A 20,254-nucleotide genomic window follows, 5' to 3' on the forward strand; every position below is an offset into this window, starting at 1 on the left:
TCGCCGGAGGGGCCCTGGGGTGGGGTTCGTCAGTGGGCGGTCTTGCGGAGGCGGAAGGTGAGGGACAGGCCCTCGTCCTCGAACGGGGTGCCGTACGTGTCGTCCGCCTCGCCCCGGGCGTAGTCCAGGGCCAGGACCTCGTCCGCGATCAGGGTCGCGTGCTCGGTCAGGGCCTCGGTCGTCTCCGGGGACGCCGACGTCCAGCGGACGGCGATCCGGTCCGCCACGTCCAGGCCGCTGTTCTTGCGGGCCTCCTGGATCAGGCGGATCGCGTCACGGGCCAGTCCGGCCGCCCGCAGCTCCGGGGTGATCTCCAGGTCCAGGGCGACCGTCGCGCCCGAGTCGGACGCCACCGACCAGCCCTCGCGGGGGGTCTCCGTGATGATGACCTCGTCGGGGGCCAGGGTGACCTGCTCGCCGTCCACCTCGACCGACGCCGTGCCCTCACGCAGGGCCAGCGAGAGCGCGGCCGCGTCGGCGTTCGCCACGGCCTTGGCGACCGCCTGGACGCCCTTGCCGAAGCGCTTGCCCAGCGCGCGGAAGTTCGCCTTGGCCGTGGTGTCGACCAGCGAGCCGCCGACCTCCGAGAGCGAGGCCAGGGAGGAGACGTTGAGCTCCTCCGTGATCTGGGCCCGCAGCTCCGGGGAGAGGGACTCGAAGCCGGAGGCCGCCACCAGAGCGCGCGAGAGCGGCTGCCTGGTCTTGACGCCCGACTCCGCACGCGTCGCGCGTCCCAGCTCGACCAGGCGGCGTACCAGCGCCATCTGTGAGGAGAGCTCGGGGTCGATCACCGCGTCGTCCGCCTTCGGCCAGGATGACAGGTGCACCGATTCCGGGGCGTCCGGGGCGACCGGGACGACCAGGTCCTGCCAGACACGCTCGGTGATGAACGGGGTCAGCGGGGCCATCAGCCGGGTGACCGTCTCCACGACCTCGTGCAGGGTGCGCAGCGCCGCCTTGTCGCCCTGCCAGAAGCGGCGGCGGGAGCGGCGGACGTACCAGTTGGACAGATCGTCGACGAAGGCCGAGAGCAGCTTGCCGGCGCGCTGGGTGTCGTACGCCTCCAGCGCCGCCGTGACCTCGTTCACCAGGGTGCCCAGCTCGCCGAGCAGCCAGCGGTCAAGAACCGTCCGGTCGGCGGGGGCCGGGTCGGCCGCGGACGGCGCCCAGCCCGACGTACGGGCGTACAGGGCCTGGAAGGCCACTGTGTTCCAGTACGTGAGGAGCGTCTTGCGGACGACCTCCTGGATCGTGCCGTGGCCCACGCGGCGCGCCGCCCACGGCGATCCGCCCGCCGCCATGAACCAGCGGACGGCGTCGGCGCCGTGCTGGTCCATCAGCGGGATCGGCTGGAGGATGTTGCCCAGGTGCTTGGACATCTTCCGGCCGTCCTCGGCGAGGATGTGGCCCAGGCAGACCACGTTCTCGTAGCTGGACTTGTCGAAGACCAGCGTGCCGACCGCCATCAGCGTGTAGAACCAGCCGCGGGTCTGGTCGATGGCCTCCGAGATGAACTGCGCCGGGTAACGGCTCTCGAAGATCTCCTTGTTCTTGTACGGGTAGCCCCACTGCGCGAACGGCATCGAACCCGAGTCGTACCAGGCGTCGATGACCTCCGGGACGCGGTACGCCTCCAGCTGGCAGTTCTCGTGCGAGCAGGTGAACGTGATCTCGTCGATGAACGGGCGGTGCGGGTCGAGCGACGACTGGTCGGTGCCCGTGAGTTCCGTCAGCTCCGCGCGCGAGCCCACGCACGTCAGGTGGTTGTCCTCGCAGCGCCAGATCGGGAGCGGGGTGCCCCAGTAGCGGTTGCGGGACAGCGCCCAGTCGACGTTGTTGTTCAGCCAGTCGCCGAAGCGGCCGTTCTTGACGGAGTCCGGGAACCAGTTGGTCTTCTCGTTCTCCTGGAGCAGCCGCTCCTTGACCGCCGTCGTGCGGATGTACCAGGACGGCTGCGCGTAGTAGAGCAGGGCCGTGTGGCAGCGCCAGCAGTGCGGGTAGCTGTGCTCGTACGGGACGTGGCGGAAGAGCCGGCCGCGCGCGGCCAGGTCCTCGGTGAGGGCCTCGTCGGCCTTCTTGAAGAAGACGCCGCCGACCAGCGGGAGGTCCTCCTCGAACGTGCCGTCGGGGCGCACCGGGTTGACCACCGGCAGGCCGTACGCCTTGCAGACCAGGAGGTCGTCGGCGCCGAAGGCGGGGGACTGGTGGACCAGACCCGTGCCGTCCTCGGTCGTGACGTACTCGGCGTTGACGACGAAGTGCGCCTCGCTCGGGAACTCGACGAGCTGGAAGGGGCGGTCGTACGTCCAGCGCTCCATCTCGCGGCCGGTGAAGCTCTCACCGGTGAGCTCCCAGCCCTCGCCGAGCGCCTTCTCGACCAGCGGGCGGGCGACGACGAGCTTCTCCTGGCCGTCCGTCGCGACGACGTAGCTCACGTCGGGGTGCGCGGCGACGGCGGTGTTGGAGACCAGGGTCCAGGGGGTCGTCGTCCAGACGAGCAGCGCGGCCTCGCCGGCGAGCGGACCGCTCGTCAGCGGGAAGCGCACGAAGACCGAGGGGTCGACGACCGTCTCGTAACCCTGGGCGAGCTCGTGGTCCGAGAGCCCGGTGCCGCAGCGCGGGCACCAGGGGGCGACGCGATGGTCCTGGACCAGCAGGTCCTTGTTGAAGATCTCCTTCAGCGACCACCACACGGAGTCGACGTACTCCGGGTCCATCGTGCGGTAGGCGTCGTCCAGGTCGACCCAGTACCCCATGCGCGTCGTGAGCTCGGTGAACGCGTCGGTGTGGCGGGTCACGGACTCACGGCACCTGGCGTTGAACTCGGCGATGCCGTACGCCTCGATGTCCTTCTTGCCGCTGAAGCCCAGCTCCTTCTCCACGGCCAGCTCGACCGGGAGGCCGTGGCAGTCCCAGCCGGCCTTGCGGCCGACGTGGAAGCCCTGCATGGTGCGGAAGCGCGGGAAGACGTCCTTGAAGACGCGGGCCTCGATGTGGTGGGCGCCGGGCATGCCGTTGGCGGTGGGCGGTCCCTCGTAGAAGACCCACTCGGGGCGGCCCTCGGACTGTTCGAGGCTCTTGGCGAAGACCTTGGCGTCCCGCCAGAAGTCGAGCACGGCGTGCTCGAGGGCGGGCAGGTCGACCTGGGCGGGTACCTGGCGGTACTGCGGCGATGTCATGTGCGGGCTTCCTCCGGCGGACGTCTTCCACTTCCGTCGGAGGGACGAGAACCGGATCGGCTCCCGCGGTACCACCCTCCTTGGCCCCGGGCGTGCGCCCGTGGCCCCCTCATTGGGGTCGCGATGCCGGGTCTAGTCGCCTTGCGCCGGTGGGCGGGCCCACGGTCCAAGGCTTTCTTCCGGCGGCTCAGGGGTGATCTTCGCGGCGCGCTCGCCCCCGGGCTTCCACCGTCCCCGGGTCGCTCCTGGCTGCGTACGACGCTACTCGTCCCGTCCATGCCTCTCGCTGCGGCCAGTGTACGGGCCCGTACGGGCGACGGCCGACCGGTTTATCCGCGGCGCGGGGCGTGACCCGAATGGCCACACGGGGCGGAAGCGTTCCCGCGGAGGGCGCGCGGGCGGATTACCGCGCGGGGAGCTGGGCACAACGCTTGCAGGCGCGTCGCTGCCCGGCCGCGGGGAGGGGCGAACCGGCGGCGTGCCCCGTTGCCGCGGAGCTGGGGTCGATTTATCGTCCCAGCACGATTCGCGTGCAAGATCACAATATGTGAAGGGGCCGCGGCCATGGTGGCGAAGAAGACCGCCGGATCGAATACGGCGTCCGCGAGATCCACGGCTGCGGCTGCCGAGGAGAAGGCCGGCAGCACGGCCGACGAGGCCGGCCAGGAGCCCGGCACGGAGGCGGACGAGGAGAAGCCGGCACGGAAGGCGGCCAGGAAGGCGGCCGGCAAGGGTCCGGCGGCACATCCGCCGGACGAGGCCGGTCAGGACCCGGCGCACCACGGGCCGGCGAAGAAGAGCGCGGCGAAGAAGGCCGCGGCCAAGAAGACGGCGGCCAAGAAGACCGCGGCGAAGAAGACCGCGGCGAAGAAGGCCGCGGCGAAGAAGAGCACGGCCGGTACAGACGCAGCCGAGAAGGCTTCGGAGAAGGCCACGGGGGCGGCCCAGGCCGCCGAGCAGACAGGAGCCCACACGGTGGTAGCCAAGAAGAGCGCGGCCCGGACCACGGCTGTAGGAGAGGGCACAGCGACAGCGGTGCCCCCCGCCAGGGTCGCCGCCGCGACAGCGCCGGGTGACCTCGCCGTCAGACCGGGGGAGGACCCCTGGACCGAGGCGGAGGTCGAGGAGGCGCGGACCGAGCTCGCGGGCGAGGCCACACGGCTGCGGGCCGAGCTGGAGGCCTCGGGCGAGGCGCTGGCGGGCCTGATGCGCGACTCCGGTGACGGGGCGGGCCATGACGACGCAGACACCGGCACGAAGAACATCACCCGGGAGCACGAGCTGTCCCTGGCGGCCCACGCCCAGGAGACGCTGGACCAGACCGAGCGCGCCCTGGCCCGGCTCGACGCGGGGACGTACGGGCTCTGCGAGGTCTGCGGGAAGCCCATCGGCAAGGCGAGGATGCAGGCCTTCCCCCGGGCCACGCTCTGCGTGGAGGACAAGCAGAAGCAGGAGCGCCGGGGTTAGGGCCTCTCGTACGGATCAGCCGGGCCCCGCGGACCCCGCCCGGGGCCGCGGGCCCCGGCACGCACCTCCGGGTGCGGCCGGTACGGGACCGGAGGCCCCTGATCGCCCGGGTGTGTCGTACCCTCGTCCTCAGTCAGGCACCTAGGTTGAGGGACTCACGTGGCAGAGGCGGAGCGCATCATCGGTACGCCGGATATCCCCGATGCCGAAGGGGCCGACGGAGCTGAGCCCCAGCAGCCCGCCGGGGGCTCCTCCCCGGCCGAGGGCGAAGGCGCGGACAGCGGCCGGGGCAGGAAGAAGATCCTGGTCCTCCTCGTCGTGACCGTCCTCGCCTATCTCCTGGACCTGGTCAGCAAGATGATCGTGGTCGCGAAGCTGGAGCACGAGGAGCCGATCGAGATCTTCGGCGAGTGGCTGAAGTTCGACGCCATCCGCAACGCGGGTGCCGCGTTCGGGATCGGTGAGGCGTTCACCGTGATCTTCACGGCCATCGCGGCCGTCGTGATCATCGTCATCGTCCGGCTCGCCCGCAAGCTCTACAGCCTGCCCTGGGCCATCGCCCTGGGGCTGCTGCTCGGTGGGGCGCTCGGCAATCTCACCGACCGCATCTTCCGCGCGCCCGGCGTCTTCGAGGGCGCCGTGGTCGACTTCATCGCCCCCGCGCACTTCGCGGTGTTCAACCTCGCGGACTCCGCGATCGTGTGCGGCGGAATCCTCATCGTGATCCTCTCCTTCAAGGGCCTGGACCCCGACGGCACCGTGCACAAGGACTAGCGGGCGCAAGGCATACTCGACTGGTGAGTACGTATCCCGAGGTCCGCACCCTGCCCGTACCCGACGGCCTGGAAGGCGAGCGCGTCGACGCCGCCATCTCCCGGATGTTCGGTTTCTCCCGCACCAAGGCCGCCGAGCTGGCCGCTGCCGGGAAGGTCCAGGTGGACGGCGCGGTGGCCGGGAAGTCCGAGCGGGTGCACGGCGGTGCCTGGCTGGAAGTGGAGATGCCCCAGGCACCCGCTCCCGTCCAGATCGTCGCCGAGCCCGTCGAGGGCATGGAGATCGTCCACGACGACGACGACATCGTCGTGATCATGAAGCCGGTCGGTGTCGCCGCCCACCCCAGCCCCGGCTGGACCGGCACCACCGTGATCGGCGGCCTCGCCGCGGCCGGGTACCGCATCTCGACGTCCGGCGCCGCCGAGCGCCAGGGCATCGTGCACCGTCTCGACGTCGGCACCTCGGGCCTGATGGTCGTGGCCAAGTCGGAGCGGGCCTACACCCTGCTCAAGGCGCAGTTCCGCGACCGGGTCGTCGAGAAGAAGTACCACGCGCTGGTGCAGGGCCACCCGGACCCGATGAGCGGCACCATCGACGCCCCCATCGGCCGCCACCCGCAGCACGACTACAAGTGGGCCGTGACCGCCGAGGGCAAGCCCTCCGTGACGCACTACGACCTCATCGAGGCCTACCGCGCGGCCAGCCTGCTCGACATCAAGCTGGAGACCGGGCGCACGCATCAGATCCGCGTGCACATGTCCGCCCACCGCCACCCCTGCGTCGGCGACCTGACCTATGGCGCCGACCCCACGATGGCCAAGCGCCTCGGCCTGACCCGGCAGTGGCTGCACGCGGTCCGGCTCGGCTTCGAGCACCCCGCCGACGGCGGCTGGGTCGAGTTCGAGAGCTTCTACCCGGACGACCTGCGCCACGCCCTCGACACGATCGCGGCGGAGAGCCAGTGACCTCGGGACCCGCCACCTACAGCACCCGCAGGGCCCTCGACGAGAGCGACCTCGCGGCCTGCTTCCAGGTCCGCAAGGACGTCTTCGTCGGCGAGCAGAAGGTGCCGGAGGAGATCGAGTACGACTCCCACGACGCGACGGCCGTCCATGTCCTGGCCGTGGCCGAGGACGGCTCCGCGCTCGGCACGGGGCGGCTGCTCCACGGTGACGACGCGCTGGACAGGACCGGCGGCGACCTCACCGTCGGCTCGCTCGGCCGGCTCGCCGTGACCCGCGAGGCCCGCGGCCTGGGCGTCGGAGCCGCGCTGGTCCGCGCCGTGGAGGAGGAGGCCCGCGCGCTCGGCCTGGCCGCCGTCGACCTGCACGCCCAGACACACGCGCTCGGCTTCTACGAGCGGCTCGGCTACGCGGCGTACGGGCCGGAGTTCCCCGACGCCGGGATGCCCCACCGCGCCATGCGCCGCTCGCTCTGACCTTCCGGCCCACGGGGGGTGCCGGGGTCGCACAGGTCCGCATGGCAGGCTGGGACCCTGACCGGCTGAGCGACGGGCCCCTGGCCAGGGCGCTGCGGAAGGCACGACGTGGACCAGATGGCACTGCTGCTCCTGCTCCTGCTCGGAGCGGTGGTCACGGTCCCGCTCGGGGAGCGCCTGCGGCTGCCGGCACCGATCCTGATGACCCTCGCGGGGATCGTCATGGCCTTCGCCAGCTTCGTGCCCGACGTGGACATCCCGCCCGAGTTCATCCTCCCCGCCGTCCTGCCGCCGCTGCTCTATGCCTCCGTCCAGCGGACCTCCTGGCGGCAGTTCGCGGCCAACAGACGGCCGATCTTCCTCCTGGCCGTCGCCCTCGTCTTCGTCACGACGGCCGCCGTGGCCACGGTCGCCCAGGCGATCGTGCCGGGCCTGCCCATCGCGGCGGCGGTGGCGCTGGGCGCGCTCGTCGCGCCGCCCGATCCGGTCGCCGCCACCGCCGTCGCGGGCTCGGTCGGACTGCCGCGCAGGCTCGTGTCGATCCTGGAGGGCGAGGGGCTGTTCAACGACGTCACGGCCATCGTGCTCTACCACGTGGCCATCGCCGCGGCCGTCAGCGGCACCTTCTCGCTGCCCGCCGCGTTCGGGCTGCTCGTGCTCTCCGCCGTCGTCGCCGTGGTGGTCGGCGTGGTGCTCGGCTGGCTCACCATCAAACTCATGGGCTTCCTGGGCGACGCCACCCTCCAGGTCGGCCTGACCCTGCTCGTGCCGTTCGTCAGCTATGTGCTCGCCGAGGAGCTGATGGGGTCGGGCGTGCTCGCCGTCCTCACCACGGCGCTCTTCCTCGCCGAGCACACGGCCGACGCCGACGACGTGCTCGGCCGGCTCACCGGCCGGTCCTTCTGGGAGATCGTCGACACCCTCGTCACGGGGGTCGCCTTCGGACTGATCGGCCTCGAACTCCACAACGTCTTCGGCACGGCCGACGACCGGGTGCCGCGCCTGCTGGGCTGGGGGCTCGCCGTCGCCGGGGTCGTCATCGGCGTACGGCTCCTGTGGCTGCTTCCCGCCACCTGGCTCGCCAAGCGGCTGCACACCCGCAGGGACTACAGCGAGGAGATCCCCACCAGCTGGCGCGAGACGGTGATCATGTGGTGGGCCGGGATGCGCGGCGTGGCCTCGGTGGCGCTGGCGCTCGCGATCCCGCTGGAGACGGACGACGGCAAGCCGTTCCCCGGCCGGGACGAGATCGTCTTCATCGCCTTCACCGTCATCATGGTCACCCTCGTGCTCCAGGGGCTGACCCTGCCGTGGCTGGTGCGCAAGCTCGGCGTACGGGCGGACACCCACGCGGAACAGGCCCTGGAGCGCGATCTCGCCGTCCGCGCCGCCAAGGCGGCCAGGGCCAGGCTCAAGGAGGTCCAGGCCGCCGAGCCGCTCCCGGACGAGGTCCTGGAGCGGCTGCAGCGGGCGGCGTACGACATCGGGGCGCGGATCAGCCCCGACATGGTCGACGAGGAACGGCGCGAGGCGTACGCGCAGCGCGCCGCGAGGTTCAAGGAGATCGGCCGCATCCAGCGCGAGATGATGTCGGCCGCCCGCCACGCGGTGCTCGCTGCCCGCAGCGAGCCGGGCTCGGACCCCGAGGTGGTGGACCGGGTGCTGCGGTACCTGGACGTACGCAGCCTGCACTGACCCGGCGCGCGCGGGGCCTCAGCCGCGGCCCGTGCGCGGGGTCCTGTCCAGCTCCGGGCCGTGGCCGTCGTCCGACGCCCGCGCCTTGCCGGCCGCGCCCGTCAGCTCGGGCCAGTGGTCGCCCGGTGCGAGGGAGCCGGGGGCCGTCAGGATCCTCGGCAGCGCGTAGGGGTGGTGGTCCCGGAGCCAGCCGATCATCTGCTCCCGCACCGCGCAGCGCGCCGTCCAGATGTCGTCCGCGTCCTTCGCGGTGACCACGGCCCGTACCTCGATCGTCGACGGGGTGGTGTTCGTCACGGCCAGCGACCAGTCGCGGCCGTCCCAGGCCGCGCACTCGCCGAGGATGTCCCTCAGCCGGTCGCGCATCGCCGCGATCGGCGCCGAGTGGTCGAGCTGGAAGAAGACCGTGCCGGTCATCTGCGCCCCGCCGCGCGACCAGTTCTCGAACGGCCTGCTGGTGAAGTACGACACGGGCATGGTGATCCGCCGCTCGTCCCAGGTCCGTACGGCGAGGAAGGTCAGGGTGATCTCCTCGACCGTGCCCCACTCCCCGTCCACGACCACGGTGTCGCCGATGCGCACCATGTCGCCGAAGGCGATCTGGAACCCGGCGAAGAGGTTGCCGAGCGTCGACTGGGCGGCGACACCGGCCACGATGCCGAGGACGCCGGCGGAGGCGAGCATGGAGGTGCCGACCGTGCGCATGGCCGGGAAGGTGAGGAGCATCGCGGCGACCGCGACCGTCGCCACGACCGCGGTCACCACGCGCTGGATCAGGGTCACCTGCGTACGGACCCGGCGCACCCTCGCGGCGTCCCGGGAGGCCGAGGCGTAGCGGGCGTACGTGGACTCGACGACCGTGGCCGCGACGCGGATGACCAGCCAGGCCGATGCGGCGATCAGCACCAGCGTCAGCAGCTGGCCGATCATGGCGCGGTGGTCCCGGACGGCCTCCAGACGGATCTGCGTGAAGCTGCCCCTCAGCAGCGCGGTGCACAGCACCACCTGGAGGGGTGGCCGGCAGAGCCGCAACAGACCCCACAGAGGCGTCTCGTGGTGACGGCTGTCGGCCCGCCTGAGCAGCAGGTCGACCAGCCAGCCCACCACCAGCGTGATCACCAGCGAGCCGCCCACCACCAGCAGCGGCCGCAGTATGTTCTCCATTCCCTCGTCCTCCAAGCATCAGGGCACAGCTGGCACCATGGGCCTCATGAACATCATGCTTTTCCACTCGACCTTTGGTCTGCGGCCCGCTGTGCACGCGGCTGCCGACCGGCTGCGTGCGGCCGGGCACGAGGTGCGCGTGCCCGATCTCTTCGAGGGGCACACCTTCGACACCGTCGAGGAAGGAATGGCCTTCAAGGAGCAGGTGGGCAAGGACGAGCTGCTCAAGCGCGCCGTGCTGGCCGCCGCGCCCTACTCCGACCAGGGCCTCGTGTACGCCGGTTTCTCCTTCGGGGCGTCGGTCGCGCAGACCCTCGCGCTCGGCGACGCAAAGGCGCGCGGGCTGCTGCTGCTCCACGGCACCTCGGACATCGCGGAGAACGCCACCGTGGACGAGCTGCCCGTGCAGCTGCACGTGGCCGACCCCGACCCCTTCGAGTCGCACGACTGGCTGAACAGCTGGTACCTCCAGATGCAGCGGACCGGCGCGGACGTCGAGGTCTACCGCTATCCCGGGGCCGGGCACCTGTTCACCGACCCGGACCTGCCCGACTTCGACCAGGCCGCCGCCGACCTGACGTGGAAGGTCTCGCTGGGCTTCCTCGCCACGCTGTGAGCACGGACGAGGGCCGCGCACCGGAGTGCGCGGCCCTCGTCGGCGTGCGGCCGGGTCAGCCGGCCCGGTAGGCGGTCCAGCTGTCGTTCATGCGCTGCACCTGGCCCGCGGTGAACTGGTACATGCACGCGTCGTACGTGTAGTCCATGAAGTTGTGGATCGGGTCCACGCCGGTCTTGTTGGTGCAGGTGTCACGGCCGGTGGGGCACTCGTAGGCCGGGCTCTTCTCGGCCGGGGTGTCGGTGACGTAGTCGCCGTTGCCGTTACAGCCGCCCTGGAAGGTGTGGTACAGCCCCAGCCAGTGGCCGACCTCGTGGGTGGCCGTGTCGCCCTCGTCGTAGTTGGCCGCCGAGCCGCCCGGCAGCGAGGCGTCGAGGACGACCACGCCGTCCATCGACGGACTGGACTTGTAGGAGCTCGGGAAGGTGGCCCAGCCGAGGAGGCCGCCGCCGAGGTTGGCGGTGTAGACGTTGAGCGCCCCGGCACCGCCCTTGCGCAGCGCGGTCTTCATGGACTTCTCGGCGCTCGATCCCGAACTCAGGTTGTACCAGGAGGCGTTGTCCGTGTAGTCCGTGCCGGCGAGGGTGAAGCTGAAGCCGGAGGCGGTGTTGCCTGTGCCCTGGCCGCCGTAGGCGGCGTTGAGCACGCCGAGCTGGCTGCTGATCTGTGCCGCGGTGAGCTTGCCCGTCGCGCCCGAGTGGATCACGTGGAAGTAGACCGGCACCGAGGCCCCCGCGACCAGCGCCGAGCCGCCGACTCTTCGGTCCGACAGTCTCTCCTTGAGGTCCTTGTCCATGGCGGCGGCCTTGGACGCGCTGACCTCGTTGGGCTCGGCGGCATGGCCGGAGCCGGGGTGGGCCTCACGCGCCGTGGCGCTCGTGACGGTGTCCGCGCACTCCTGTGCGGACGGCGCCGCCGCGGCGGCTCCCACGGGCGCGGTGGAGAGCGGGGTCAGGGCCAGGGTTCCGGCCAGGACGGCGACGGTCAGGGCGGGACGGCGCAGACGGGATATGCGGGAAAGAGCGCGCACGGTGACTCCTCGCGGACATGTGGGGGAGGTACTTCCTCACCCGCCGCCGGGAGATTACGTGGCCATGTCATGCCTGGAGGAGGATCGATCAGGCCCAATGATTGGGGTGCGTACAGGGGCAATGGCGAAAAATTCTTCGGTGTGCCCCGAGGTTTGAGATGAGGACGTCATGCGTCGCGCTACTTTCGCGGGTGATGTGTCCGCATTCGAAAGCGCGGACACATCACCCGACATGACGGCGTGTCACCCTGTTAACAGACCGGCGGATGGCCGGAACCGCGCGGTCAGCGCACCGGGGCGTCGGTCCTCTCGACCTTCTGGGTGCCGCTGAGCGTGCGGTAGGAGCGGACCCAGGAGGCCGTCGCGTTCCTGTCCGTCTTGTCGGACACCGCGTAGTAGTCCATCTGCGAGCGCTCGGCCGTCACATCGAGGACCCCGTAGCCGTGCGAGTCCATGTCGACCCACTTCACATGGCGGTTGGCGGCCTTGACCGCCGTCGCGGCGACCGCCGACACGGTCCCGGGCGCCACCCGCAGGATGTCGTCCAGGTTGTCGGAGGTCACCGACGTCACCACGAACTCGGTGGCCGCCGACGCGGACAGCGGATACGTCGCGGCCTTCACCGGAACGTCGTTGGCCCACGCCATGTGGATGTCCCCTGTCAGGAACACGGTGTTGGTGACCGCACGGTCCCGCAGATGGGAGATGAGCTCCTTGCGGTCGTCCGTGTATCCGTCCCACTGGTCGACGTTGACCGCCAGGCCCCCGCCGGGCAGGCCCAGCAGCTCCGCTATCGGCCCCAGCAGATCGGCCGGGAGCGCGCCGAAGGCCACCGGCGAGATCATCACCGAGGTGCCCACCAGCTTCCAGGCGGCGTCCGATCCGGCCAGCCCGGCCTTCAGCCAGTCCAGCTGCGCCCGTCCGGTGATCGAGCGCTCCGGGTCGTCGACCTTTCCGCTGCCGATCGAGGCCTGTTCGGAGCGGAAGCTGCGCAGGTCGAGCAGGTGCAGCTCCGCCAGCCGGCCGAAGCTCAGGCGCCGGTAGACGGTCCCCGCGGTCGACGCCCTGACCGGCATCCACTCGAAGTACGCCTGCTTCGCCGCGGCCACCCGCGCGGCCCAGTCGCCCTCGGTGCCGGGGGTGTGGTTCTCGGCTCCCCCCGACCAGGCGTCGTTGGCGAACTCGTGGTCGTCCCAGATCGCGATCACCGGATGCGCGGCGTGCAGGGCCTGGAGGTCGGTGTCCGTCTTGTACGTGGCGTGCCGAAGGCGGTAGTCGGCGAGGGTGGTGATCTCGTGGAGCGGGGCATGGGGACGTACGACGGTGTCCTGGGTCGGGTAGCTGCCGGAGGCGTACTCGTAGATGTAGTCGCCCAGGTGCAGCACGGCGTCGAGATCGGCACGGGCCGCGAGATGGCGGTACGGGGAGAACCAGCCGGCCTCCCAGTTGGCGCAGGACACCACGCCGAACCTGATCCCGGGGACGGCCTCCCCGGCGGCGGGTGCCGTGCGGGTGCGTCCGACGGGGGAGGGGACGCCCTGGCCGCCCTCCGTCCCGCCGGGTGCCGCCGCGAAGCGGAACCAGTACGTCGTGGCCGGGCGCAGCCCCCGCACGTCGACCTTGACGGTGTGGTCGGCCTCGGCCCGTGCGACGGCCGTGCCCCGGGCCGCGACCCGGGTGAAGGCCTTGTCCTCGGCCACCTCCCAGACCACCCCTGCCGGGGCGCCGAGGCCCGAGCCGGGCACGGCGTCCGGGGTGGGGGTGACGCGGGTCCACAGGAGGATGCCGTCGGGCAGCGGGTCGCCGGACGCGACGCCGTGCAGGAAGGCCGGGCCGTCGGCGGCACGGGCGCTGGTGGCGGCGAGCACCGGGGCGGCGACCGCGGTGGCGGCGGCGGCCTTCACGACGGTGCGGCGGGTGGGTGCGGCGGAGAGTTGTCGTCTGGTCACGGGCGATCACCCTACTGGCGGGTAAAGCGAACAGGCGGGCGAACCAAGGAAGTTCGCCCGCCTGTTGGCCGGATGTCGCCAGGAGTTGCGCCTGTCGTCCTTGTCGGGCCGTGAGTTCTCCTGCATGCCGGGCACGCGGGTACGGCCCATCAGGTGGGCGGGCGTGTGTCAGCCCTTCAGCGCCTTGGTGATCGCCGTGTTGAAGTCCGCGACCGTCATCGGGGCGTTCTCGCTGCCCTCGGCGGTGAGCGTCTTGCCGTCCATCTTGAGGGTCGGAGTGCCCTGCACCCCGCTCTTGTCGAACGTCTCGGACATCTTCATCGCCCAGGCGTCGTACGTGCCGTCCTCGACGTCCTTCTGGAACGCCTTGTTGCCCTTCAGCGCGTCCACGGAGTCCGCCACGTCGAGCAGATAGCTGTCCTTGGCGAACTTGTCGTTCGTCTCCTCGGGGTGGTACTTCGCGGAGTACAGCGCGGTCTTGTACTCCAGGAAGGCGTCCGGGCTCACGTTCAGCGCCGCGCCCAGCGCGCTGAGGGCGTTCTTCGAGCCCTCGCCGCTGTCCGAGTTGTCGATGAAGGTCGCGCCCACGTACTTGATCTTGTACTTGCCGGCGTCGACGTCCTTGGCCACCGTCTCGCCGACCGTCTGCTCGAACGTGGCGCAGATCGGGCAGCGCGAGTCCTCGTACAGCTCCAGGGTCTTCTTGGCGCTGGACTCGCCGATCACGACGGTCGTGCCGTCGTCGCCCGAGGTGTTCTTGGGGGCGGTGATGTTCTTCGCGTCCGCCGCGGCCTCCCAGGCGGAGGGCTTGTTCAGCTGCATCACGCCGTAGCTGACGCCTCCGGCGATCGCCAGCACGGCGACGACCGAGACGCCGACGACGATCTGCTTGCGTGCCTTGTCCTTCTTGGCCTGGCGCTCGCGCTCCACGCGCAGCCGCTCACGGGCGGCGGACTTGTTGGCCTGGCTGTTGCGCTTGCTCATGGGGGTGCTCCGTAACGGGTTCAGGGGGGTTTCGTACCGCGTACTCAGACAGAGGTGCAGACCGAGCGCGGTGGGCCCCTGCGGCCCACGGAGTGCACGAGGAGGCGGGCCGGGGCGAGCGGGTGCGGCCGTCCCGCGCCGCGGGCCCCGCCCGGCGTCCGCCGGAGGGGCGCCCCCGCCACGGCGAAGGCGGTGAGCAGCGGCCGGAACGCCAGGGCGGCGGCCGCGACCAGCAGCCCCGCGAGCGCCGACTCGCCCCGCCGCAGCCAGGCGGCGGCGAGCAGGCCCACGGTCACGTGCGCGGCCAGCAGCAGCCACGGCACGGCCGGTCCGGGCGAGGCCAGCAGGGCGGCGGCGTGGTCGCCCGTGGCGGTCACTCCGGCCAGCGGCGTGCCGACCGCGGCCACGCCGGAGAGCCGGTCGGACGCACCGGCCTCGCCACCGCAGAGCACATCGACGCCCACCGAGCGCAGCGGGCCCGCGATCGGCCCGCCCGCCGCCCCGTAACAGAGGTGCTGGCCGGTGGTGAACACGGTGTCGGCCGCCAGCTCCAGCGGAACCAGCAGTCCGGCGATCGCCCCGAAGCCGCGCTCCCGGCCCGCCAGCGCGAACGCCACGGCGAAGACGACGCCGGCCAGCAGCGCGATCGCCGTCAGCGGCAGCGGGACCCGGGAGAGCAGCACATGGGACGCGGAGGAGAGCGTGACGACGAGCGCGGTGAACAGCGCCGCGCGTACCGCTCTGATCTGCGTCCCTGATACGTCCATCGCCGGAGAGTGTGTCATGCGTACCTGTAAGCGGTCCCTAAGGAAGCGCGCGGGCCCCTACAGACCGGGGATGCGGCCGTTGCGGAAGAGGTCCACGAAGATCTGGTGGTCGCGGCGGGCGCGGGCACCGTAGCTGTGGGCGAAGTCGACCAGCAGGTCGCCGAAGCCCTCCTCGTCGGCCGCGATGGCGGCGTCGATCGCGCGCTCGGTTGAGAACGGCACCAGCGAGTGCCCGCTCTCGTCGTCCGCGGCCGAGTGCATCGTCGCCGTCGCCCGGCCGAGGTCGGCGACGACCGCCGCGAACTCCTCCGGCTCGTCGATGTCGGACCAGTCGAGGTCGACCGCGTACGGGGAGACCTCGGCGACCAGCTGCCCGGACCCGTCCAGCTCGGTCCAGCCCAGCCACGGGTCGGCGTGCGCCTGGAGCGCGCGCTGCGAGATCACCGTGCGGTGCCCCTCGTGCTGGAAGTAGTCCCGCACCGAGGCGTCGGTCACGTGCCGGGAGACGGCGGGGGTCTGCGCCTGCTTGAGATAGATCACGACATCGTTCTCCAGGGCGTCGCTGTTGCCCTCCAGAAGGATGTTGTACGAGGGCAGGCCCGCCGACCCGATGCCGATGCCCCGGCGGCCGACGACGTCCTTCACGCGGTACGAGTCGGGCCGGGCCAGGCTCGCCTCTGGCAGCGTCTCCAGATAGCCGTCGAAGGCGGCGAGCACCTTGTAGCGCGTGGCGGCGTCCAGGTCGATCGCGCCGCCGCCCGCGGCGAAGCGGCGCTCGAAGTCCCGGATCTCCGTCATCGAGTCCAGCAGCCCGAACCGGGTCAGGGCCCGGGCGTCGCGCAGCGCGCCGAGCAGCGGGCCGTCGGCGGTGTCCAGGGTGAAGGGCGGCACCTCGTCGTTCTTCGCGCCGGTCGCCAGGGCGTGGATCCGCTCCCGGTACGCGGCGGCGTAGACCCGGACGAGCTCGGTGATCTGGTCGTCGCTCAGGGCCTTGGCGTAACCGATCAGGGCCACCGAGGCGGCGAAGCGCTGGAGGTCCCAGGTGAACGGGCCCACATAGGCCTCGTCGAAGTCGTTGACGTTGAACACGAGCCGGCCGTTGGCGTCCATGTACGTGCCGAAGTTCTCGGCGTGTAGATCGCCGTGGATCCACACCCGGCTCGTCCGCTCGTCGAGATAGGCGCCACTGTGCTGCTCGCGGTCGAGGTCGGCGTAGAAGAGGCCGGCCGAGCCCCGGTAGAACGCGAAGGCCGAGCCCGCCATCTTGCGGAACTTGACCCGGAACGCTGCGGGGTCGGCAGCCAGGAGCTGCCCGAAAGCGGTGTCGAAAACGGCGAGAATCTGCTCCCCGCGCTGCTCTGCGCCGGTGTGCGTGTCCGACATCGCTGGGTGCCTCCTGGTACATGGCGTTCATGACAAAAGGGACGGGCGTCCCTCGTCTTCCAACGCGCGACCGTACCCCGGAGTGCCCGACGTCCGTCACCTCGGAGACGTAGACTTCCACGTCGTCCCCCCGAGCCGTCATCTCCCGTCCGTCGCCCGATCACCCCCCTCAGCGAGGCGCTCCGCGCCGCCCTGAAGACCTATCCGGAGGCACAGCGCCGTGAGCAAGCCGCCCTTCACGCACCTGCACGTCCACACCCAGTACTCGCTGCTGGACGGTGCCGCGCGGCTCAAGGACATGTTCGAGGCGTGCAACGAGATGGGGATGTCGCACATCGCCATGACCGACCACGGCAACCTCCACGGGGCGTACGACTTCTTCCACTCGGCGAAGAAGGCAGGGGTGACGCCGATCATCGGGATCGAGGCGTACGTCGCCCCCGAGTCGCGCAAGCACAAGCGCAAGATCCAGTGGGGCCAGCCGCACCAGAAGCGGGACGACGTCTCGGGTTCCGGTGGTTACACCCACAAGACGATCTGGGCGGCGAACAGCACCGGGCTGCACAACCTCTTCAAGCTGTCCTCGGACGCGTACGCCGAGGGCTGGCTGCAGAAGTGGCCGCGCATGGACAAGGAGACCATCTCCCAGTGGTCCGAGGGTCTGATCGCCTCCACCGGGTGCCCCTCCGGCGAGGTGCAGACCCGGCTGCGGCTCGGGCAGTTCGACGAGGCGGTCCAGGCCGCGTCCGACTACAAGGACATCTTCGGCGAGGGCAGGTACTTCCTGGAGCTGATGGACCACGGCATCGAGATCGAGCGCCGGGTCCGCGACGGGCTCCTGGAGATCGGCCGGAAGCTGGACATCCCGCCGCTCGTGACGAACGACTCGCACTACACCTACGCCAACGAGGCGACCGCGCACGACGCCCTGCTCTGCATCCAGACCGGCAAGAACCTCTCCGACCCGGACCGCTTCCGCTTCGACGGCACGGGCTACTACCTGAAGACGACGGAGGAGATGTACGGCGTCGACTCCTCCGACGCCTGGCAGGAGGGCTGCGCCAACACCCTCCTGGTCGCGCAGCAGATCGACACCGCGGGCATGTTCGAGAAGCGCGACCTCATGCCGAAGTTCGAGATCCCGGACGGCTTCACCGAGGTCACCTGGTTCCAGGAGGAGGTCCGGGTCGGCATGGGCCGCCGCTATCCCGGCGGCGTCCCCGAGGACCGGCAGAAGCAGGCCGAGTACGAGATGGACATCATCATCCAGATGGGGTTCCCGGGGTACTTCCTCGTCGTCGCCGACTTCATCATGTGGGCCAAGAACAACGGCATCGCGGTGGGACCCGGCCGAGGCTCGGCCGCCGGCTCCATCGTCGCGTACGCCATGGGCATCACCGACCTCGACCCGATCACCCACGGGCTGATCTTCGAGCGCTTCCTCAACCCCGAGCGCGTCTCCATGCCCGATGTCGACATCGACTTCGACGAGCGCAGGCGCGTCGAGGTGATCCGGTACGTCACCGAGAAGTACGGCGCCGACAAGGTCGCCATGATCGGCACCTACGGCAAGATCAAGGCCAAGAACGCGATCAAGGACTCCGCGCGCGTCCTGGGCTACCCGTACGCGATGGGCGACCGCCTCACCAAGGCCATGCCCGCCGACGTCCTCGGCAAGGGCATCGACCTCAACGGCATCACCGACCCGAAGCACCCGCGCTACAGCGAGGCGGGCGAGATCCGGGGGATGTACGAGAACGAGCCGGACGTCCAGAAGGTGATCGACACCGCGAAGGGCGTGGAGGGCCTCGTCCGGCAGATGGGCGTGCACGCGGCCGGCGTGATCATGTCCAGCGAGCCGATCGTCGACCACGCGCCGATCTGGGTGCGGCACACCGACGGCGTGACGATCACACAGTGGGACTACCCCCAGTGCGAGTCGCTCGGCCTGCTCAAGATGGACTTCCTGGGTCTGCGCAACCTGACGATCATGGACGACGCCATCAAGATGGTGAAGGCCAACAAGGGCGTCGACCTGGAGATGCTCGCCCTGCCGCTGGACGACCCCAAGACGTACGAGCTGCTCTGCCGCGGTGACACGCTCGGCGTGTTCCAGTTCGACGGCGGCCCCATGCGCTCGCTCCTGCGCCAGATGCAGCCCGACAACTTCGAGGACATCTCCGCCGTCTCGGCTCTCTACCGGCCGGGCCCGATGGGCATGAACTCGCACACGAACTACGCCGAGCGCAAGAACGCCCGGCAGGAGATCACCCCGATCCACCCGGAGCTGGAGGAGCCGCTCAAGGAGACGCTGGGCCTGACCTACGGCCTCATCGTCTACCAGGAGCAGGTCCAGAAGGCCGCCCAGATCATCGCCGGGTACTCCCTCGGCGAGGCCGACATCCTGCGCCGCGTGATGGGCAAGAAGAAGCCCGAGGAGCTGGCGAAGAACTTCGTCCTCTTCCAGGCCGGCGCCAAGAAGAACGGCTATTCCGACCAGGCGATCCAGGCGCTCTGGGACGTCCTGGTGCCCTTCGCGGGCTACGCCTTCAACAAGGCGCACTCGTCCGCGTACGGCCTGGTCACCTACTGGACGGCCTACCTCAAGGCGAACTACCCCGCCGAGTACATGGCGGCCCTGCTGACCTCCGTCAAGGACGACAAGGACAAGTCGGCGGTCTACCTCAACGAGTGCCGGCGCATGGGCATCAAGGTGCTCCCGCCGAACGTCAACGAGTCCGAGTCGAACTTCGCCGCCCAGGGCGACGACGTGATCCTCTTCGGCCTGACCGCCGTCCGCAACGTCGGGCAGAACGTCGTCGACTCGATCATCCGGTGCCGCAAGGCCAAGGGAAAGTACTCCACGTTCCCCGACTTCCTCGACAAGGTCGAAGCGGTCGTCTGCAACAAGCGCACCATCGAGTCGCTCATCAAGGCCGGTGCCTTCGACGAGATGGGCCACACCCGCAAGGGGCTCGTCGCCCACCACGAACCGATGATCGACAACGTGGTCCAGGTCAAGCGCAAGGAGGCCGAGGGGCAGTTCGACCTCTTCGGCGGCATGGGCGACGAGGCGAGCGACGAGCCGGGCTTCGGTCTCGACGTGGAGTTCTCCGACATCGAGTGGGAGAAGTCCTATCTGCTCGCGCAGGAGCGCGAGATGCTCGGCCTGTACGTCTCCGACCACCCGCTCTTCGGGCTGGAGCACGTCCTGTCCGACAAGTCGGACGCCGCGATCTCCCAGCTCACCGGAGGTGAGCACTCCGACGGCGCGATCGTCACCGTCGGCGGCATCATCTCCGGCCTCCAGCGCAAGATGACCAAGCAGGGCAACGCCTGGGCCATCGCGACCGTCGAGGACCTCGCGGGCTCCATCGAATGCATGTTCTTCCCGGCGACCTACCAGCTGGTCTCCACCCAGCTCGTCGAGGACACGGTCGTCTTCGTCAAGGGACGCCTCGACAAGCGCGAGGACGTGCCGCGCCTGGTCGCCATGGAGATGCAGGTCCCCGACATCTCCAACGCAGGGTCCAACGCGCCCGTCGTCCTGACCATCCCCACGGTCAGGGTCACCCCGCCCATGGTCAGCAGGCTCGGTGAGGTGCTCAACAACCACCGGGGCGACACCGAGGTGCGCATCAGGCTCCAGGGCCCGCGCAAGACCACCGTGCTCCGGCTCGACCGGCACCGCGTCAAGCCCGACCCCGCCCTCTTCGGCGACCTGAAGGTGCTGCTCGGCCCGTCCTGCCTGGCCGGCTGACGGACCCTGGAACCGCGAGAGGGGCGCCCCGCCATCGGCGGGGCGCCC

14 protein-coding genes are annotated in these 20,254 nt (G+C 70.4%); 7 read left to right on the top strand and 7 right to left on the bottom strand.

Going from position 1 to position 20,254, the window contains the following annotated elements; all coding sequences use genetic code 11:
* Positions 1-29 precede the first annotated feature (29 nt).
* Positions 30-3,179 carry an isoleucine--tRNA ligase gene (gene ileS, locus AMK10_RS12270; RefSeq protein ID WP_073747702.1) on the bottom strand — a complete coding sequence of 1,050 codons (3,150 nt, stop codon included), beginning with the start codon at positions 3,177-3,179 and terminating at the stop codon, positions 30-32.
* Between the two features lie 564 nt (positions 3,180-3,743).
* Here ileS and AMK10_RS12275 point away from each other — a divergent pair.
* The 5 genes from AMK10_RS12275 (at position 3,744) to AMK10_RS12295 (ending at position 8,553) form a co-directional block, all read left to right on the top strand.
* Positions 3,744-4,646, top strand: coding sequence for a TraR/DksA family transcriptional regulator (locus AMK10_RS12275; protein WP_073747703.1), 903 nt, complete (start codon positions 3,744-3,746; stop codon positions 4,644-4,646).
* Positions 4,647-4,805: 159 nt separating this feature from the next.
* Positions 4,806-5,420: a signal peptidase II gene (gene lspA / locus AMK10_RS12280; RefSeq protein WP_073747704.1), complete on the top strand. Its 615-nt coding sequence runs from the start codon at positions 4,806-4,808 to the stop codon at positions 5,418-5,420.
* A 23-nt stretch (positions 5,421-5,443) separates the two neighbouring features.
* Complete coding sequence (locus AMK10_RS12285) at positions 5,444-6,385, top strand: RluA family pseudouridine synthase (protein WP_073747705.1); 942 nt, start codon at positions 5,444-5,446, stop codon at positions 6,383-6,385.
* On the top strand, positions 6,382-6,858 hold the full coding sequence (locus AMK10_RS12290; protein ID WP_073747706.1) for a GNAT family N-acetyltransferase: 477 nt from the start codon (positions 6,382-6,384) through the stop codon (positions 6,856-6,858). Before AMK10_RS12285 ends, AMK10_RS12290 begins: the two co-directional genes overlap by 4 nt.
* A 108-nt stretch (positions 6,859-6,966) precedes the next feature.
* Positions 6,967-8,553, top strand: a complete 1,587-nt coding sequence (locus AMK10_RS12295; RefSeq protein WP_073747707.1) for a Na+/H+ antiporter — start codon at positions 6,967-6,969, stop codon at positions 8,551-8,553.
* A gap of 18 nt (positions 8,554-8,571) precedes the next feature.
* On the opposite strand, the gene AMK10_RS12300 is transcribed toward AMK10_RS12295, so the two are convergent.
* The gene (locus AMK10_RS12300; RefSeq protein WP_073747708.1) at positions 8,572-9,717 is read right to left on the bottom strand and encodes a mechanosensitive ion channel family protein; all 1,146 of its coding nucleotides are present in this window, start codon (positions 9,715-9,717) and stop codon (positions 8,572-8,574) included.
* 37 nt (positions 9,718-9,754) lie between these two features.
* Between AMK10_RS12300 and AMK10_RS12305 the strand changes: the two genes are divergently transcribed.
* On the top strand, positions 9,755-10,333 hold the full coding sequence (locus AMK10_RS12305) for a dienelactone hydrolase family protein (RefSeq protein WP_073747709.1): 579 nt from the start codon (positions 9,755-9,757) through the stop codon (positions 10,331-10,333).
* A gap of 55 nt (positions 10,334-10,388) precedes the next feature.
* Here AMK10_RS12305 and AMK10_RS12310 read toward each other — a convergent pair whose 3' ends face one another.
* From AMK10_RS12310 to AMK10_RS12330, 5 genes are all read right to left on the bottom strand, one after another.
* A complete protein-coding gene (locus AMK10_RS12310; RefSeq protein ID WP_073747710.1) occupies positions 10,389-11,363 on the bottom strand; it encodes a zinc metalloprotease in 975 nt (324 codons plus the stop codon).
* 284 nt (positions 11,364-11,647) lie between these two features.
* Positions 11,648-13,312, bottom strand: a complete 1,665-nt coding sequence (locus tag AMK10_RS12315) for an alkaline phosphatase D family protein (protein WP_073747711.1) — start codon at positions 13,310-13,312, stop codon at positions 11,648-11,650.
* A 168-nt stretch (positions 13,313-13,480) separates the two neighbouring features.
* The gene (locus tag AMK10_RS12320; protein WP_073747712.1) at positions 13,481-14,296 is read right to left on the bottom strand and encodes a DsbA family protein; all 816 of its coding nucleotides are present in this window, start codon (positions 14,294-14,296) and stop codon (positions 13,481-13,483) included.
* Between the two features lie 44 nt (positions 14,297-14,340).
* Positions 14,341-15,063 carry a hypothetical protein gene (locus AMK10_RS12325; protein WP_073747713.1) on the bottom strand — a complete coding sequence of 241 codons (723 nt, stop codon included), beginning with the start codon at positions 15,061-15,063 and terminating at the stop codon, positions 14,341-14,343.
* A gap of 57 nt (positions 15,064-15,120) precedes the next feature.
* On the bottom strand, positions 15,121-16,446 hold the full coding sequence (locus tag AMK10_RS12330; protein WP_073747714.1) for a DUF2252 domain-containing protein: 1,326 nt from the start codon (positions 16,444-16,446) through the stop codon (positions 15,121-15,123).
* A gap of 220 nt (positions 16,447-16,666) precedes the next feature.
* Between AMK10_RS12330 and dnaE the strand changes: the two genes are divergently transcribed.
* Complete coding sequence (gene dnaE / locus AMK10_RS12335) at positions 16,667-20,206, top strand: DNA polymerase III subunit alpha (RefSeq protein WP_073747715.1); 3,540 nt, start codon at positions 16,667-16,669, stop codon at positions 20,204-20,206.
* Positions 20,207-20,254: the final 48 nt, after the last annotated feature.

It is taken from the genome of Streptomyces sp. CB02058 (assembly GCF_001905505.1).
Classification (GTDB): domain Bacteria; phylum Actinomycetota; class Actinomycetes; order Streptomycetales; family Streptomycetaceae; genus Streptomyces.

Bases quoted from the DNA above. Each gene is read 5' to 3' on its own strand.
- AMK10_RS12320 (WP_073747712.1), bottom strand. From the start codon at position 14,296: ATGAGCAAGCGCAACAGCCAGGCCAACAAGTCCGCCGCCCGTGAGCGG.
- AMK10_RS12300 (WP_073747708.1), bottom strand. From the start codon at position 9,717: ATGGAGAACATACTGCGGCCGCTGCTGGTGGTGGGCGGCTCGCTGGTG.
- AMK10_RS12275 (WP_073747703.1), top strand. From the start codon at position 3,744: ATGGTGGCGAAGAAGACCGCCGGATCGAATACGGCGTCCGCGAGATCC.
- ileS (WP_073747702.1), bottom strand. From the start codon at position 3,179: ATGACATCGCCGCAGTACCGCCAGGTACCCGCCCAGGTCGACCTGCCC.
- AMK10_RS12330 (WP_073747714.1), bottom strand. From the start codon at position 16,446: ATGTCGGACACGCACACCGGCGCAGAGCAGCGCGGGGAGCAGATTCTC.
- AMK10_RS12305 (WP_073747709.1), top strand. From the start codon at position 9,755: ATGGGCCTCATGAACATCATGCTTTTCCACTCGACCTTTGGTCTGCGG.
- AMK10_RS12325 (WP_073747713.1), bottom strand. From the start codon at position 15,063: ATGGACGTATCAGGGACGCAGATCAGAGCGGTACGCGCGGCGCTGTTC.